This window comes from Bradyrhizobium sp. CCGUVB14, from assembly GCF_024199935.1.
GTDB lineage: Bacteria > Pseudomonadota > Alphaproteobacteria > Rhizobiales > Xanthobacteraceae > Bradyrhizobium.
Genome location: NZ_JANADS010000001.1, coordinates 4,743,052 through 4,758,619 on the forward strand (window position 1 = coordinate 4,743,052; position 15,568 = coordinate 4,758,619).

14 protein-coding genes are annotated in these 15,568 nt (G+C 65.4%); 6 read left to right on the top strand and 8 right to left on the bottom strand.

Annotated features, from left to right (window positions below; translation table 11 throughout):
- Positions 1-23: 23 nt before the first annotated feature.
- Both der and NLM32_RS21870 read left to right on the top strand, forming a co-directional pair.
- Positions 24-1,406: a ribosome biogenesis GTPase Der gene (gene der / locus NLM32_RS21865; RefSeq protein ID WP_254130956.1), complete on the top strand. Its 1,383-nt coding sequence runs from the start codon at positions 24-26 to the stop codon at positions 1,404-1,406.
- On the top strand, positions 1,403-2,659 hold the full coding sequence (locus NLM32_RS21870) for a TCR/Tet family MFS transporter (RefSeq protein WP_254130957.1): 1,257 nt from the start codon (positions 1,403-1,405) through the stop codon (positions 2,657-2,659). The genes der and NLM32_RS21870 overlap by 4 nt, the downstream gene beginning before the upstream one ends.
- Positions 2,660-2,760: 101 nt before the next feature.
- Here the strand turns inward: NLM32_RS21870 and NLM32_RS21875 are convergent, their stop codons facing one another.
- The 7 genes from NLM32_RS21875 to radA form a co-directional block, all read right to left on the bottom strand.
- Positions 2,761-3,987 carry an ABC transporter substrate-binding protein gene (locus NLM32_RS21875; protein ID WP_254130958.1) on the bottom strand — a complete coding sequence of 409 codons (1,227 nt, stop codon included), beginning with the start codon at positions 3,985-3,987 and terminating at the stop codon, positions 2,761-2,763.
- Between the two features lie 166 nt (positions 3,988-4,153).
- Positions 4,154-5,299 (bottom strand): hypothetical protein, encoded by a 1,146-nt coding sequence (locus NLM32_RS21880; protein WP_254130959.1) that lies wholly within the window; start codon positions 5,297-5,299, stop codon positions 4,154-4,156.
- 78 nt (positions 5,300-5,377) lie between these two features.
- Positions 5,378-6,121, bottom strand: coding sequence for an SDR family NAD(P)-dependent oxidoreductase (locus NLM32_RS21885; RefSeq protein ID WP_254130960.1), 744 nt, complete (start codon positions 6,119-6,121; stop codon positions 5,378-5,380).
- A 66-nt stretch (positions 6,122-6,187) separates the two neighbouring features.
- Complete coding sequence (locus tag NLM32_RS21890) at positions 6,188-6,331, bottom strand: hypothetical protein (RefSeq protein ID WP_254130961.1); 144 nt, start codon at positions 6,329-6,331, stop codon at positions 6,188-6,190.
- A 15-nt stretch (positions 6,332-6,346) separates the two neighbouring features.
- Positions 6,347-7,858: an amidophosphoribosyltransferase gene (gene purF, locus NLM32_RS21895; RefSeq protein WP_254130962.1), complete on the bottom strand. Its 1,512-nt coding sequence runs from the start codon at positions 7,856-7,858 to the stop codon at positions 6,347-6,349.
- A gap of 28 nt (positions 7,859-7,886) precedes the next feature.
- Positions 7,887-8,516, bottom strand: a complete 630-nt coding sequence (locus NLM32_RS21900) for a CvpA family protein (RefSeq protein ID WP_234680617.1) — start codon at positions 8,514-8,516, stop codon at positions 7,887-7,889.
- A 168-nt stretch (positions 8,517-8,684) separates the two neighbouring features.
- On the bottom strand, positions 8,685-10,133 hold the full coding sequence (gene radA / locus NLM32_RS21905; RefSeq protein ID WP_254130963.1) for a DNA repair protein RadA: 1,449 nt from the start codon (positions 10,131-10,133) through the stop codon (positions 8,685-8,687).
- Between the two features lie 237 nt (positions 10,134-10,370).
- Between radA and NLM32_RS21910 the strand changes: the two genes are divergently transcribed.
- Both NLM32_RS21910 and NLM32_RS21915 read left to right on the top strand, forming a co-directional pair.
- Positions 10,371-11,492 carry an ABC transporter substrate-binding protein gene (locus tag NLM32_RS21910; RefSeq protein ID WP_254135386.1) on the top strand — a complete coding sequence of 374 codons (1,122 nt, stop codon included), beginning with the start codon at positions 10,371-10,373 and terminating at the stop codon, positions 11,490-11,492.
- A 17-nt stretch (positions 11,493-11,509) separates the two neighbouring features.
- A complete protein-coding gene (locus tag NLM32_RS21915; protein WP_254130964.1) occupies positions 11,510-13,546 on the top strand; it encodes a bifunctional diguanylate cyclase/phosphodiesterase in 2,037 nt (678 codons plus the stop codon).
- A 9-nt stretch (positions 13,547-13,555) separates the two neighbouring features.
- Here the strand turns inward: NLM32_RS21915 and NLM32_RS21920 are convergent, their stop codons facing one another.
- On the bottom strand, positions 13,556-14,281 hold the full coding sequence (locus tag NLM32_RS21920; protein WP_254130965.1) for a sulfite exporter TauE/SafE family protein: 726 nt from the start codon (positions 14,279-14,281) through the stop codon (positions 13,556-13,558).
- 184 nt (positions 14,282-14,465) lie between these two features.
- Here NLM32_RS21920 and NLM32_RS21925 point away from each other — a divergent pair, with 184 nt between their 5' ends.
- Positions 14,466-14,774 (top strand): hypothetical protein, encoded by a 309-nt coding sequence (locus NLM32_RS21925; RefSeq protein WP_254135387.1) that lies wholly within the window; start codon positions 14,466-14,468, stop codon positions 14,772-14,774.
- A 71-nt stretch (positions 14,775-14,845) separates the two neighbouring features.
- Entirely contained in the window at positions 14,846-15,502 is a 657-nt protein-coding gene (locus NLM32_RS21930) for a hypothetical protein (protein ID WP_254130966.1), read from the top strand.
- Positions 15,503-15,568: the final 66 nt, after the last annotated feature.

Sequence of the window (15,568 nt, forward strand, 5' to 3'; positions counted from 1 at the left end):
TCTCGACGGCGCACGAATGACTGATGTCCTTTACGATCGCCATCATCGGCCGGCCCAATGTCGGCAAGTCGACGCTGTTCAACCGCTTGGTGGGACAGAAGCTCGCGCTTGTCGATGATTTGCCAGGCGTCACCCGCGACCGCCGTGAGGGCGAGGCCAGGCTCGGCGATCTCGAATTCACCATCATCGACACCGCAGGCCTCGACGAGGGCGCCAAGGGCTCGCTGACGGCGAGGATGCAGGAGCAGACCGAGGCGGCGATCGCCCAGGCCGATGCACTGTTCTTCGTGATCGATGCCCGCATCGGCCTCACGCCGACAGATCGCGCCTTCGCCGATTTCGCCCGCAAGGCCAACAAGCCGGTGCTGCTGGTCGCCAACAAGAGCGAGGGCAAGCATGGCGATGCCGGCGCGATGGAGTCCTTTGCGCTTGGTCTCGGCGATCCCATCCAGATCTCGGCCGAACACGGCGAGGGCATGGGCGAGCTTTACGACGAACTCGCCAAGCTGATGCCGGAGCCCGTCGACGAGGATGAGGCCGAGGACGACGAACCGCTGACCGAGGAAGAGGCCGCGACGCGCCCGATCCGGGTTGCCATCGTCGGTCGTCCCAATGCCGGCAAGTCGACGCTGATCAATCATCTGCTCGGCGAGGAGCGCCTGCTGACGAGCCCGGAGGCCGGCACCACGCGCGATTCCATCGCGGTCGAGATCAACTGGAAGGGCCGCGATTTTCGCGTGTTCGACACCGCAGGCCTTCGCCGGCGCTCGCGCATCGAGGAGAAGCTGGAGAAGCTCTCGGTGGCCGATGCGCTGCGCGCCGTGCGCTTCGCCGAAGTCGTCGTGATGATGATGGACTCGCAGAACCGCTTCGAGGAGCAGGATCTGCGCATCACCGATCTGATCGAACGCGAGGGCCGCGCGGTCGTGCTCGCCGTCAACAAATGGGACCTGATGGAGACCAAGGGCGGCGGCGCGATTTCGGGTCTGCGCCGCGACGCCGATCATTGGCTGCCGCAGCTCAAGGGCGTGCCGATCGTCGCCGTCTCCGGCCTGATGGGCGAGGGCATCGATCGCCTGATGCAGGCGATCCAGGACGCCTACGCGCTCTGGAACAGGCGCGTGCCGACCTCCGCGCTCAATCGCTGGTTCGAGCAGGCGATCCAGGCCAATCCGCCGCCCGCGGTGTCCGGCCGCCGGCTGAAGCTGAACTACATCACCCAGACCAAGGCGCGCCCGCCGAGCTTCGTGCTGTTCTGCTCGCGCGCGGACGCGGTGCCGCAGTCTTACCTGCGCTATCTCGTCAACTCGATGCGTGAGGCCTTCGATCTGCCGGGCACGCCGGTGCGCATCACATTGCGCGAAAAGGCCAATCCCTTCGCGCACAAGCGCAAGCGGCCGTCGTGAGCGGCGAGGCCGGCGAGGCGATAGCGCAAGGCGCTGCGCCGGTCCGGCGCGGGGCGGTCGCCTTCATCTTCGTCACCATCCTGCTCGACATGCTCGCGCTCGGCGTGATCATGCCGATCCTGCCCAAGCTGATCGAGAGTTTTGTAGGCAACGACACCGCGCATGCAGCCCGCATCTTCGGCCTGTTCGGCACGGCCTGGGCGCTGATGCAGTTCGTATTCTCTCCGCTGCTCGGCGCGCTGTCGGACCGCTTCGGGCGCCGGCCGGTGGTGCTGCTGTCGAATTTCGGGCTCGCCGCCGACTACGTGCTGATGGCGCTCGCGCCGTTGCTGACCTGGCTGTTCGTCGGCCGCGTGATCTCCGGCATCACCTCGGCCAGCATCTCGACCGCCTTCGCCTATATCGCCGACATCACGCCGCCGGAGCGGCGCGCGGCGGTGTTCGGTAAGATCGGTGCCGCGTTCGGTGCAGGATTCATCCTGGGGCCGGCAGTAGGCGGCCTGCTCGGCGATATCGATCCACGATTGCCGTTCTGGGCGGCGGCAGGCTTGAGCTTTGCAAATGCACTCTATGGCCTGCTGATCCTGCCGGAATCGCTGGCGCCGGAGAAGCGCGCCTCGTTCCGCTGGAGGAGCGCCAATCCGGTCGGCGCGTTGCACCTCTTGAGTTCAAGCGCCGGGCTGGCGGCGCTGTCGGTCGTCAATTTCATCGCTCAGGTGGCGCATGTCGTGCTGCCATCGACCTTCGTGCTCTATGCGACCTATCGCTACGGGTGGGATTCAAAGACCGTCGGACTGACGCTGGCGATGGTGGGCGTCTGCGCCATGGTGGTGCAGGGGCTCGCCATCGGTCCCATCGTGCGCCTGCTCGGCGAACGCAACGCGACGTTGATGGGCCTGTGCTGTGGCGCGATCGGCTTCGTGATCCTGGGTGCGGCTCCGACCGGACCGCTCTCCTGGCTCGGCATTCCCGTGCTGTCTCTCTGGGGTATCTCCGGCGCTGCGATGCAGTCGCTGATGACGCGGCTGGTCGCGCCGGATCAGCAGGGCCAGTTGCAGGGCGCGACCTCGAGCGTGCAGAGCGTGGCGCAGCTCGTCGGTCCCTTCCTGTTCACGCTGACGTTTTCGTATTTCATCGGCGGCAGCGCGCCGTTGCATCTGCCCGGCGCACCGTTCCTGCTCGCAGCCACGTTGATGGTGATTTGCGTAGCCATCGCGGTGCGGACGCTGGCAGCAACGAAGACGGTCTCGTAGGGTGGGCAAAGCGCAGCGTGCCCACCGCTACTTCGATCGTGGAGAGATGGTGGGCACGGCGCTTTCGCGCCTTTGCCCACCCTACGGCAGTGTTGACTGGCTTACTTCTTCACCAGCGGACACTCGCTGTCCTTGAGCGGCTTGGCCGCGTCTTCCGCCGAGATGGTCGAGACCAGCTTGTAATAGTCCCACGGGCCCTTCGACTCCTCCGGCTTCTTCACCTCGAACAGGTAGGCCGGGATGATGCGGCGGCCGTCCTCGCGGAGCGGACCCTTGCCGAACAGCGGATCGTCGGTCGGGATTTCCTTCATCTTGGCGACGACCTTGGCGCCGTCATGTGGATTGCCGCCGAGCGCCTCGAGCGCCTTGAGGTAGTGTATCACGCCGGCATAGTTGCCGGCCTGCGTCATCGACGGCATCGCCTTGTTGGCGGTCTTTTCCTGGAAGCGCTTTGACCAGGTGCGCGTGGCATCGTTGAGGTCCCAGTAGAAGGACTCGGTGAAGGTCAGGCCGTGCGCGGTCTTCAGGCCGAGCGAGTGGACGTCGTTGATGAAGAGCAGCAGCGCTGCGAGCTTCTGGCCGCCCTCGACGATGCCGAATTCGGCCGCCTGCTTGATCGAGTTGGTGGTGTCGCCGCCGGCGTTGGCAAGCCCGACGATCTTCGCCTTCGAGTTCTGCGCCTGCAGCAGGAAGGACGAGAAGTCGGAGGTGTTGAGCGGATGCTTGACGCCGCCGAGCACCTTGCCGCCGTTCGCGGTCACGACCGCGCTGGTGTCACGCTCGAGCGCGGCGCCGAAGGCGTAGTCGGCGGTCAGGAAGAACCAGGTATCGCCGCCGGCCTTGGTCAGCGCCTTGCCGGTGCCGGTGGCAAGCATGTAGGTGTCGTAAGTGTAGGAGATGGTGTTGGCGTTGCAGGCCTTGCCGGTCAGGTCGGCGCTGGCGCCGCCATTGTTGAGCAGGACGACGTTCTTTTCCTTGGCGACGTTGCTGACCGCCAGCGCCACGCCGGAGTTCGGCGTGTCGGTGATCATGTCGACCTTCTGGGTGTCGATCCACTGCCGCGCGATGTTGACGCCGACGTCAGGCTTGTTCTGGTGGTCGCCGCTGACGACCTCGATTTTCCAACCCTTCGCGGCGAGGCCGGAATCCTCGACCGCCATCTTCACCGCCACGACGGAGCCGGGACCGCCGATATCGGCGTAGAGGCTGGACATGTCGTTGAGCACGCCGATCGTGACGGTCTTGTCCTGGGCGTAGGCTGATGATGCAAATCCGAAAGCGGCGCAGGCCAGAAGGGCCGCAGTGCGGCGCGCGAACGTCGTCGTCATAAAAGGTTTCCTCCGGTGTCAAATATTCGGACGGCCCTCTTGCGGAGCCTTGTTCCGGCAAATTCCGTAGCCTGTCCCAGGGACGGCGGCAATGCGCCTAAAGCCGGATGACACTGCGTCGTAGCGTCATCCGTCGGTTAACTTTTGGGCAAAATGCGTTGAGGCGCTATTTCAGCGCGTCCGAAATCAGCTTGAATTTCTGGATGCGCTTGCCCTCGACCTCGCCGGTATAAACGTTCCCCTTGGCGTCGACGGCCATGGCGTGGAGCAGTTCGAACTGACCGGCGTTGCGGCCGCTGTGGCCGAAGGTGCCGACCACGCTGCCGTCGTCACGTTTGATGACGCGGATCTCGTTGTTGGTGCCGTCGGCATTCAACAGGTAGGTCTGCTTTGGATCGGGCCACAGCGCCAGATCGAACACTGCGCCGTCACCACGGCTATCCTTCTCGTAGACCGACTCCTTCACGAAGGTGCCGTCCTTCTTGAAGACCTCGATACGGTTCTGGCTGCGGTCGCAGACATAGACGAGGCCGTCATTGGCGATCTTGATGCAGTGGACGGGATTGCCGAACTGCTCCTGTGCCGTGGCGCTCGGATCGTAAGGCGGTTGCTTGTCGTCGTTCGGGGCCTTGCCGTGGCCACCCCAATGCCGCTTGTAGGCGAGCGTGGTGGCGTCGAACACGATGACGCGGCGATTGCCGTAGCCGTCGGCGATGTAGAGTTCGTTGGCCTCCTTGTCGATCGCGATCTCCGCCGGACGACCGAGCTGCGTCGTGTCGTTGCTGTTGGTGCGCGGCGCGATCTTGCCGATCTGGCCGAGATATTTGCCGTCGAGCGTGAATTTCAGGATCGCACTGTCATTGTCGGCATTGCCGCCGATCCAGACGAAGCCACGCTCGTCGACCTCGATGCCGTGCTCGCGGCCGACCCATTCATAGCCGTCGCCGGGCCCGCCCCAGGACCGCAGCAGATTGCCGTCGACGTCGAATTCCAGCACGGGCGGTGCGGGCACGCAGCATTTTGCCCGCGGCGGATTGAGGGTCGCGGCCTTCTCGCCGTCGATCAGCGAGCGGGGACGGTGGATCACCCAGATGTGCCCCTGCCAGTCCACGGTGATCCCGCCGATCTGGCCGATAATCCAGTTGTTCGGAAGCTGCTTCGGCCAGGACGCATCGACCGCGAAGGTCGGGACGTCGCCGGCCGCGGCGACGTTCGGAAGCGCGAAGGCGATAGCTGCAATCAGGATGGAGACGGCGTGAGAGACGCGTGCGAGCGCACGGTAAAAGCCTGCGCGATCATGCCATGACGCCATGGCGACCTCCCTTTTTTGGCTTGCGGCTTGCTGCCGCTTGAGCGCGCGCAGTCAATCGCGGGGAGGTGCTTGAGTCAATCAGGCCGGCGCGCGGAAGCCCATCAGGCTGCGGGTCTTGTAGTCGTAGAACTTGCCGGTCTCGATCCAGTCGGGCGCGCACAGCGGGACGATGAACTCGGCGACCTGCTCGGGCGTGTCCAGCGTCGCCGGGTCTTCGCCCGGCATCAGGGTTGCGCGCATGCGGGTGCGGATCGGGCCCGGATTGAACAGGTTGACGCGCAGGGGTGTGTTCGCAGTCTCCTGCGCCCAGGCGCGTGCCAGCGTCTCCAGCGCGGCCTTGGAGGCAGCGTAGGGGCTGACATAGGCGGTGGCCTTGTTGGCGGCGCCAGACGTGATGAACACGGCGCGGCCGGCGTCGGATTGTTTGAGCAGCGGCTCCATGCAGCGGATCAGCTGGAAGTTCGCGGAGACGTTGACGGCCATGACGTCGTTGAACGTCTTGAGCTCGATATGGCCGACCGGCGAGGAGGGGCCGAGCACGCCGGCATTGCCGACGAGAATGTCGAGCTTGCCATAGCGCTCGTGCAGGCCGGCGCCCAGCCGCGCGATACCGTCGGAATCGGTGAGGTTCAGCGGCACCAGCGTGGCACCGTTGCCGCCTATTTTGCGGATCTCGTCGTCGAGCTCCTCGAGCCCGCCCTGCGTGCGCGCGGTGGCAACAATGTGCGCACCGGCCTTCGCCAGCGCGAGTGCCGTGGCAAAGCCGATGCCGCGCGAGGCGCCGGTGACGAGAGCGATGCGGTTAGCGAGAGGCTTGGTCATGGCGGGGTTTTACAGGCGTGGATGGCTGGGACAAGCCCGGCCGAGACGGAATTTGGATCCTAGACCCTAGCTGCCGCCGCCTTGGAGCATGTTGTCGCTATTGCTTCCGTTTCCCGAACTATCGGGCGTCACCTTCATACCCTGCCTGAAGGCGAAGGCGATGAAGCCGACCAGCAGCGTCCCATAGAGAACGGCGAAGGTCAGCTGCATCGGCGTGGCCTCGTGTTAGCTCGCCTCCGCCAGCAGCGACAGCTGCCGCGGTTGCGGCTCGGTCTGGGTCTGGTCGGTGAGGTGGGTCGGATAGACGCCCGTGAAGCAGTGATCCGCAAACTTCGGATTGGCGGGGTCGCGGCCGGGTTCGCCCATCGCGCGGTACATGCCGTCGATCGACAGGAAGGCGAGCGAGTCGGCGCCGATGAGCTCGCGCATCTCCTCGAGCGAATGCGTCGCGGCCAAGAGGCCGCCGCGGTCGGGCAGATCGATGCCGTAATAATCGGGATAGAGGATCGGCGGCGAGGCGAGGCGGAAGTGCACTTCCTTGGCGCCGGCATCGCGCATCATGCGCACGATCTTCTTCGACGTGGTGCCGCGCACCAGGGAGTCGTCGATCAGGATGATGCGCTTGCCTTCGATCGCGGCACGGTTCGCCGAGTGCTTCATGCGCACGCCGGATTCGCGGATCGCCTGCGTCGGCTGGATGAAGGTGCGGCCGACATAATGGTTGCGGATGATGCCGAGCTCGAACGGCACGCCCGAATGCTGGCTGTAGCCGACCGCGGCGGGCACGCCGGAATCCGGCACCGGCACCACGACGTCGACAGGCACATGGCTCTCGCGCGCGAGCTGAGCGCCGAAGGCCTTGCGCACCTCGTAGACCGAGCGGCCGTGGACGATGGAGTCAGGACGCGAGAAATAGATGTATTCGAAGATGCAGGGGCGCGGCGCCATCGGCGGGAACGGCTTGTGGATGTCCTGGCCGTGCTCGTCGAACACGATGACTTCGCCGGGCTCGATGTCGCGGACGAAGCGCGCGCCGATGATGTCGAGGGCGCAGGTCTCCGACGTCAGGATCGGGCAGCCGTCGAGTTCGCCGAGCACCAGCGGGCGGATGCCGCGCGGATCGCGCGCGCCGACCAGCTTCTTGTTGGTGAGCGAGACCAGCGCATAGGCGCCTTCGATCTCGCGCAGCGCGTCGATATAGCGCTCGATGAAGCGGCTGCGCCGGGAGCGCGCCACCAGGTGCAGGATCACCTCGGTGTCGGAGGTCGACTGCATCATCGCGCCGTTCTTGACGAGCTCGCGGCGCAGCGTCAGGCCGTTGGAGAGGTTGCCGTTGTGGGCGACCGCGAGGCCGCCGGCATTGAGCTCGGCGAACAGCGGCTGCACGTTGCGCAGGATGGTGGCGCCGGTCGTGGCGTAGCGGACGTGGCCGACCGCCATGGTGCCGGGCAGGCGGTCGATCACCTCGCGGCGGGAGAAGGTGTCGCCGACGAGGCCGAGGCGGCGTTCGCTGTGGAAGCGGCTGCCGTCGTAGGAGACGATGCCGGCGGCTTCCTGGCCGCGGTGTTGAAGTGCATGGAGGCCGAGCGCCGTGATGGCGGCAGCTTCAGGATGTCCATAGATGCCGAATACGCCGCATTCCTCGCGGACCGTATCTCCGTCCAGGTCGTCCTGAAGCTCTAGCGCGGCGGAGCCGGGATCGAGTTCAGTGTGGGCGTCCTGGTCAGGGTGTCGCATCTCGTCCGCGCCTCTCTTTAGGGCTCAATCAACGCGCCGCAGGTTTCTCGATCAGCTTCTTGAGGCTGTCACGAGCAGGTTTACTGTAACCGTCGCCAGTGCCCGAAGGCTGCTGTTCGGTATCAGCTTGATCATCATCTGGTTTGTTTTTCTTGAATCTCTTCAAGATGGTGTTCTCGGGGTCATCCGGCAAGAGGGACATCAGCCAATCCCCGGTTCCCTGGAGCACCACACGGGATTTTGCCCCCGAGACCCAGTCCGGGCGTTGCTTGTCCGGCACCAGCCAGGTGAAGAACAGGAAGGCCACCACGACGATCAAGAGCCCGCGAGCCAGCCCGAACAGGAACCCGAGGGTGCGGTCCAGCGCGCCAATGCGCGAATCCAGGATCATGTCGGAGATTCGGACCGTGATCACGGAGACCACGACCAGGGTACCGACGAACACACCGGCGACCACGACCACGCTGGCGACGGTGTCGTTGTTGAAATAGGTCTTGGCGGTCGGCAGCAGCTTGGAGAACGAGTACAGCGTCACGATCGCCGCCGTGCCCCAGGCTGCGATCGACAGGATTTCGCGCATGAAGCCGCGGACCATCGCGAGCAGGCCCGAGATCAGCATCACACCGAGCAGGATCAGGTCGAGGAGTGTAACTGGCATCGGCTGGTCTGGTCCGCTCGTACTCTCAAAGGGTGCTCAGCGAATCGGTGTTTGGCCGCCGCCCTAACTGAAGGCCAGACGACGTTCCCGGCAAGGCCGTAACCACGCAATCCCGTGCTGCTTTTGTGACGGCTGTATAGCGGCGGGGACGCTTGACGTCACCTCCGGCTACCCCTCTCCGCGGCGGAATCTTGCCGGTGTGGCATTTTTCTCCGCAGGCGGGTTCTGATCGCCGCGGCGGGAGCCCTTGGCGGCGATTTCAGCGACCAGCGTGGTGAGGCTGTTGACTGCGTTCAGGGTCAGCCCGGCGTCGCCGCCGGCCTCACCGCCGCGGGCCGATTCGGGCAGCACGGCGCGCTTGAAGCCGAGCTTGACCGCTTCCTTGAGCCGGGCCGGGGTCTGCGCCACCGGGCGGATGACGCCGGAGAGCGAAATTTCGCCGAAATAGACCGCATCGGTGGGTAACTGCGCATTAACCAGGGAGGACACCAGCGCGGCCGCAGCCGCCATATCGGCCGCCGGCTCGTGGATGCGCAGGCCACCCGCGACGTTCAGATAGACGTCGTGGCCCGACAGCTTGACCCCGCAATGGGCTTCCAGCACCGCCAGCACCATCGAGAGCCGGCTCTGGTCCCAGCCGACCACGGCGCGACGCGGGGTGCCGAGCGAGGTCGGCGCCACCAATGCCTGCAATTCGACCAGAACGGGCCGCGTGCCCTCGATGCCCGCGAAGACTGCGGTGCCGGGGGTGCCGAGGTCACGCTCGGACAGGAACAGCTCGGAAGGGTTGGTGACCTCGCGCAGGCCGAGGCCGGTCATCTCGAACACGCCGATCTCGTCGGTCGGACCGAAGCGGTTCTTGACGGCGCGCAGGATGCGGAATTGCTGCGAGCCTTCGCCCTCGAACGACATCACGGCATCGACCATGTGCTCGACCACGCGAGGGCCCGCGATCTGGCCGTCCTTGGTGACGTGGCCGACCAGGATGATGGCCGCACCGGTCTTCTTGGCGAACCGAATGAGGGCCTGCGCCGAAGCGCGCACCTGGGTGACCGTGCCGGGCGCGGATTCCACCGTGTCGGTCCACATCGTCTGGATCGAGTCGATCACGATCAGCCGCGGGACGGCGCCCTCCGACAATGTCGAGACGATGTCCTCGACCGAGGTCTCGGCCGCGAGCTGCACCGGTGCATCCGACAGCCCGAGCCGTTCGGCGCGCAGCCGCACCTGGGCGATGGCTTCTTCGCCGGAGATGTAGACGATGCGGTGGCCGGCGCGCGCCATCAGGCTGGTCGCCTGCGTCAGCAGCGTCGATTTGCCGATGCCGGGATCGCCGCCGACCAGCAGCACCGAGCCGCGCACGAAGCCGCCGCCGGTGACGCGGTCGAGCTCGGTCATCCCCGAGGACAGGCGCGGCGCGTCAGGGCTTTTGCCCGCGAGGCTCTCCAGCGCAAACGTGCGGCCCTTGCGCTTGGAGCGGATCGAGACCGGGACGCTGCCGGTCGCATCCTCCTCGGCCAGCGTATTCCACTCGCCGCAGGACTCGCACTTGCCCTGCCAGCGGTTATAGGCCGCGCCGCAGTTCTGGCAGACGAAGGAAAGCGTGTTCTTGGCCATGGGATGGTGAGTCGGAGGTTTCAGATTTGCTGATAGCACGGAACGGCGGGTTGTGCGGGCGCCCGTGAGCGCTCCAATTAGCCCAATTCCGTGCAGCCGATACACCCTTTGTTAGCTCTACGCCGCCGCGCCGCGCCGGACTTTGCCAAATGTTAGCGGACGCGGGTCCAGTTTCGGAACAAGACGGGGTGGCTAAAAAGAATGACGGCAGTCCTACGGATATTGCTCGCTGTGAGCATGGCCCTTGGCGTTCTCGCGCCAGCCGGCCACGCTGTTGCGGCTGACGCAAAACCCCTCAACATCGTTTTCGTGAGCCCGGGCAAGATCGGTGAGGTCTACTGGGACATGGTCGCGCAGACCATGCAGGCCGCCGGCCGCAAGCTCGACGCCAATGTCGAGGTGCTGAGCAGCGAGCGCAATTACCGCACCATGCAGGAGCTCGGCCTCGGCGTGGTCGCGCGCGCCGACAAGCCCGACTTCCTCATTCTCTCGAACGAGGAATCCGCCGCCGTTCCGATCCTGGAGGCGGCCGAGGTCGTGGGCGTGAAAACGCTGCTGCTGTCGAATACGCTGATCGGCGAGGATGCGCTGCGTCTCGGACCGCCGCGCAGCAAGCTCAAGACCTGGCTCGGCGACATCACGACCGATCTGACGACCGCGGGCGCGCGCATGGCCAATGCGTTGATAGACGCGGCGCGTCACGAAAAATGGCAAAGCCCCGATGGCAAAATCCATCTTCTCGGGATCGGCGGTGACGAGATCACGCCGGCCTCGATTGCCCGCAATGCCGGTCTCCAACTCGCAGTCGCGGCCGCGCCCGACGTCGTCGTGGACCGGATGCTGTTTGCCAATTGGACGCAGTCGGAAGCGGAACAGGTCGCGGCCAACTATCTGAGCTGGGCCTCGCGCAAGGGCATCCGTCCCGCTGGAATCTGGGCCGGCAACGATCCGATGGCCCTCGGTGCGCTCAAGGCGGCTGCCGCCGCGGGACTTGAGCCCGGCCAGAATATCCAGGTCGTCGGCCTGAACTGGTCGGAGGACGCGCTGCGCGAAATCAAGGCCGGTCGTCTGCTGCTGACCGATGGCGGCCATTTCCTGCTCGGCGGCTGGTCGATCGTGCTGCTGCGCGACTATGCCGACGGTTGCGACTTCGCAGCCAGCTCGCCGCACATCGAGGTCAAGACGTCGGCGATCACGCGCGATAATCTCGCCTCCGTCGCCGCGCTGATCAAGACCCGGGCCTTCGACCGGATCGACTTCGCGCGGTTCAAGGCAAGGCCGGGACGTTGCGGCCAATACGATTTCTCGCTGGATGCGCTGATTTCGTCGCTGTCGCCCCCAAGCGCCGCCGGTGAATGATGCAGGACGCTGACGGCATGAACGCTCCGACCAGGCCGGCTGCATCGCGCTCCGTCGTCCGCGCGATGATCTGGGCCACCGTGCCGGTGCTGCTGTTGGTGCAGCTGCTGGCGTCGGCCGGCGTCGAGGTCTCGAGCTTCTGGTCGCAGATCCGGCAGCTCGATGCCCGCATTGCCCGCGTCGCCGAGAGCCGCGCCGAGCTGATCGCCGAGCCGCTCTGGAAGATGCGCTACGACCAGGTCACCGGCGTGCTCAACGAGATCATGCACGACGAGACCATCGCGGCTGCCGCCGTCTACGACGACACCGGCGTCGTGATCGCCCGCGTGGTGGCGCGGCCCGCGGTCCAGGCGCTCACCGAGGTCTCGCGCCCGATTGCCTACCGCAACGGCAACATCGCCGTTCAGGCCGGCCGCATCGTGATCGCCTATTCCTATGCGACGCTCTATGTGGACACCGGCAGCCGGCTGGGACTGCTTCTCGTCGTCGGCCTCCTCGGTACGCTTGCGACCGTGATCGCGATGCGGATCTCTGCGAACATCTTCATCGGCAAGCCGCTGGCCGCGATGATGTCGGCGATCCAGCGCAGCAAGCAGGACGGCCGCGCCTATCCGGCCGACGTCAAATCGTCGAACGAATTCGGCCAGCTCGCGAGCGCCTTCAACGCGATGCAGCACACGACGTCGGGCGCGCTCGACCGGCTCGGCCACATGGCCGCGCACGATCCGCTCACGGGCCTGCCCAACCGCCGCTCACTGTCCGAGCGCCTCGTGACCTTGAGCAGGGATGCCGGTTCGCCGGACGCGCTGATTGCCTTCTCCTTCATCGATCTCGACGATTTCAAGGGCATCAACGACACCTTCGGTCACGATGCCGGCGACAAGTTCCTGGTTCATATCTCCGAACGGCTTCGTGACACGGTCGAACCGGAAGATTGGGTCGCGCGGCTCGGCGGCGACGAGTTCGTGGTCATTCGTCCGGAAGTCAGCAATGAAGCGGCCGCGCAGGCCTTCGCGCGGCAAGTGCTGGACGCCATTTCTGAACCGATCCTGCTGCATGACAAGCAGGTCGTGCCGCGCGCCAGCATCGGCCTTGCCGTGCGCCGCGCCGGTGACCCTGAATTGTCCCACTTGCCGGCGCTCGCCGACATCGCGCTCTACCACGCCAAGAGCAAGGCGCCCGGCACCGTCGCGGTGCTCGACGAAGCGCTCCAGCGCGACTATCGCCGCCGCAGGGATCTCGAGCTTGCGATCCCGACAGGCTTTGCCGAGCAGCAATTCGAGGTCTGGTATCAAAGCCAGGTCGATCTGGTGACCCAGGACGTCATCGGCCTGGAGGCGCTCATTCGCTGGCGTCATCCCGAGCATGGCGTGATCGGTCCCGGTGAATTCCTGCCGCTGATCGAGCGCAGCGGCAACAATGCGCGGCTGACACGCTACGTGCTGACCGACGCCTGCCGCGCGCTGCAACGCCTGGCGGCCGTGGGCAGGCCGCAGATCCGGATTGCGATCAATCTGCCCCCATCCGAATTGGCCGACCATTCGCTCGCCGCCGAGCTGCGCGAGACGTGCGAGCGGCTCGGCGTCGCGGCGTCATCACTCGAGCTCGAGATCACCGAGGGGTCGCTGATCAACAACATCGCCAGCGCATCCGAGACGCTGCGCCGGCTGCGGCGCCTCGGCGCCACCATTGCGCTCGACGATTTCGGCACGGGCTATAGCTCGCTCGCCCATCTGCGTCGGTTTCCGCTCGACAAGGTCAAGATCGACAAGGCCTTCATCCGCGAAATCCCCGAAAGTGCCGAGGACAAGGCGATCGTCGGCGTGATCGCCTCACTCGCGGAGACGCTGGGGCTCACCTTGGTCGCGGAAGGCATCGAACGGGCTGAGCAGGCGCAGGCCATGCGCGAGATGGGCGTGAGGCTCGGCCAGGGTTTTCTGTATCACAAGCCGCAGCCGCTCGATGCCGTGCTGGGGGGCCTTGCGGAAACCGGCGGTGGCGAGGATCGTCTGCTCGCAGACAGCCCGCCAATCGCGCCGGAATTCGCCGCCTGAGCGGTACGGCTAGGGCTGCGTCGCGTTCCATAGCATCGAGAGCCCGGCTGCGATCATGATCGCATCCATCACCATGCGGAACATCTCGGGTTTCAGGTGCATCACGAAGCGCTTGGCGACGAAAGCGCCGGCCATCAGCGAGGAGCCTGCGATCAGGCCCTTGATGAAGACGTCCTGCGTCAGCGCTCCGAAGCGTTCGAACGTCACGGATTTGGCGAAGTAGAGCCCAAGCGAGGCGGCGGCTTCGGTGGCGAGAAAGGCGCCTTTGGACAAGCCATAGAACAGGAACAGCGGCACGCTGAGCGGTCCTGTCGAGACCACGATGCCGGTGAGATAACCGATGACGGCGCCGCCGATCGCCAGATGCCAGAGATTGGCCTTGAGGTCGTGGCGCGCCAGCCAGTGCCGCACCGGCACCATCGCGATGAGGAAGACGCCGATGGCAAGATCGACGGCGTGGGAGGGCAGGGCGAGCAGCGTCCGCGCGCCCAGCGCCGCGGCCGGAATGCCAGTGACGGAATAGGCCAGGCAGGCCCGCCAGTCGACTTCTCGCCACCACGCCAGAATGCGCGAAAAGTTTGCCATGACGGAAGCGACCGCCATGATCGGCACGGCCTCCTTCGGCCCGTAGGCATAGACCAGCACGGGCATCAGCATGATCGACGAGCCCGTGCCGACGATGCCGGAAATGGTGCCTGCGATCAGGCCGACGCTGAGGACGAAGAGAAAAGCCAAGGGCGGGCTCCGGGAATCGGCAGAGTTTAGCCGGAGGAAGGGGAGCGCGCGAATGGGGTTACCGGCCCGCCCGTAGTTAACCGCCGGTGTCGCGCCCGCCGCCAATCCGACCGGTTCCCGGGCCTGATCCTTAGAATTTGAAGCGTATTGATCGGAGCGTCGCTCAAAGAATTTGAGGTCCATGATGCCTGACCACCATTCCTTCTCCGCGCTCGACCGTCATGCGGTGCTCGGCGGATCCGACAACGGCTTTCCCTGGTACGCGGGTGCGATGCTTGCGGTCGAGGCGAGCGAAGTGGTGCGGCTCCGCTGCGAGAAGCTCAGCCATGGCGATGAGGCTGCCGGGCAGGAAGCCGTGCTGATGGTCAGCGAGAAGGTCGCGGCCGCCTTCGAAGCGTTGGCGTGCCTGCTCGCGGGCGCAACGCCTGCGGCGGTGGTTCAGCGCTATCGCGAGCATGTGGCCGCCAACGCCAAGCGCCTGTCTGCGAATTGAGACGTCGCGCGGCATCCGCGTGACGGCTCATCGGTCGCCATGAACCCGCCGCGCGGTGGGGGCGACAGACGGTGGATGATGCCGCGCCAGCTCCTGTAGCAATTCCAAGTTCGTTCGCCGACAGACGCGTGCGCCTGGCACCCAAACTGTCGGAGACCAATGTGAGTGACATCAAGCGGCGAGATTGGGCAGCCCGGACCATTGCATTGCTGGCGGTGGTCGTTGTCCTCGCGGGAGCCCTGCTGCTGTTCAATGCGCCGAACCGCGAACGCCGGACCGCGATCACGACGAGTTGCAGTCAATTCGGGGCCGATGCCCACAAACTGTTCGGCAAAGGTGATACTGCCGTCCTGAGCGCGTCGTTCGCGGCCGGCGACAACGTGCATCTGGCGATCGATTTCAAGGGCGTCGGTTATGTCTGGGAACTGACCGGCGTGTTGGCGACGGCCAAGAAGGATGTGACCGGCTCCGGCTCGTTCACCACGGTCACCAAGTCCAAATCGACGTCGACCGCGGCCAATTCCGGCACATCGACCATTTCGCATGGCGAGATCAATGGCTTTGCCACCTTGGATGTGGCGAGCGACATCATTGCGGCCGGGGAAGGCGGGATCGTCATCACCAACACCAACAGTTTGCCGCCGTTCGCGCTGCCGAGGGTCGCGAGCGCAAGCTGCGAGGCCTCGAAAGGGCCGGTCCAACTCTCGGTTCATGCGACGACAAAGTGAGACAGGCCAGTTCTCCCGCTGCTGACAGCATGTTGGCAGCAGGGGCGGGCTATGACCATCTCCTGA

Excerpts from the sequence above, each read along its gene's own strand:
- der (WP_254130956.1), top strand. The coding sequence starts at position 24 with ATGTCCTTTACGATCGCCATCATCGGCCGGCCCAATGTCGGCAAGTCG.
- NLM32_RS21875 (WP_254130958.1), bottom strand. The coding sequence starts at position 3,987 with ATGACGACGACGTTCGCGCGCCGCACTGCGGCCCTTCTGGCCTGCGCC.
- NLM32_RS21880 (WP_254130959.1), bottom strand. The coding sequence starts at position 5,299 with ATGGCGTCATGGCATGATCGCGCAGGCTTTTACCGTGCGCTCGCACGC.
- NLM32_RS21885 (WP_254130960.1), bottom strand. The coding sequence starts at position 6,121 with ATGACCAAGCCTCTCGCTAACCGCATCGCTCTCGTCACCGGCGCCTCG.
- NLM32_RS21890 (WP_254130961.1), bottom strand. The coding sequence starts at position 6,331 with ATGCAGCTGACCTTCGCCGTTCTCTATGGGACGCTGCTGGTCGGCTTC.
- purF (WP_254130962.1), bottom strand. The coding sequence starts at position 7,858 with ATGCGACACCCTGACCAGGACGCCCACACTGAACTCGATCCCGGCTCC.
- NLM32_RS21900 (WP_234680617.1), bottom strand. The coding sequence starts at position 8,516 with ATGCCAGTTACACTCCTCGACCTGATCCTGCTCGGTGTGATGCTGATC.
- radA (WP_254130963.1), bottom strand. The coding sequence starts at position 10,133 with ATGGCCAAGAACACGCTTTCCTTCGTCTGCCAGAACTGCGGCGCGGCC.
- NLM32_RS21910 (WP_254135386.1), top strand. The coding sequence starts at position 10,371 with ATGGCCCTTGGCGTTCTCGCGCCAGCCGGCCACGCTGTTGCGGCTGAC.
- NLM32_RS21915 (WP_254130964.1), top strand. The coding sequence starts at position 11,510 with ATGAACGCTCCGACCAGGCCGGCTGCATCGCGCTCCGTCGTCCGCGCG.
- NLM32_RS21925 (WP_254135387.1), top strand. The coding sequence starts at position 14,466 with ATGCCTGACCACCATTCCTTCTCCGCGCTCGACCGTCATGCGGTGCTC.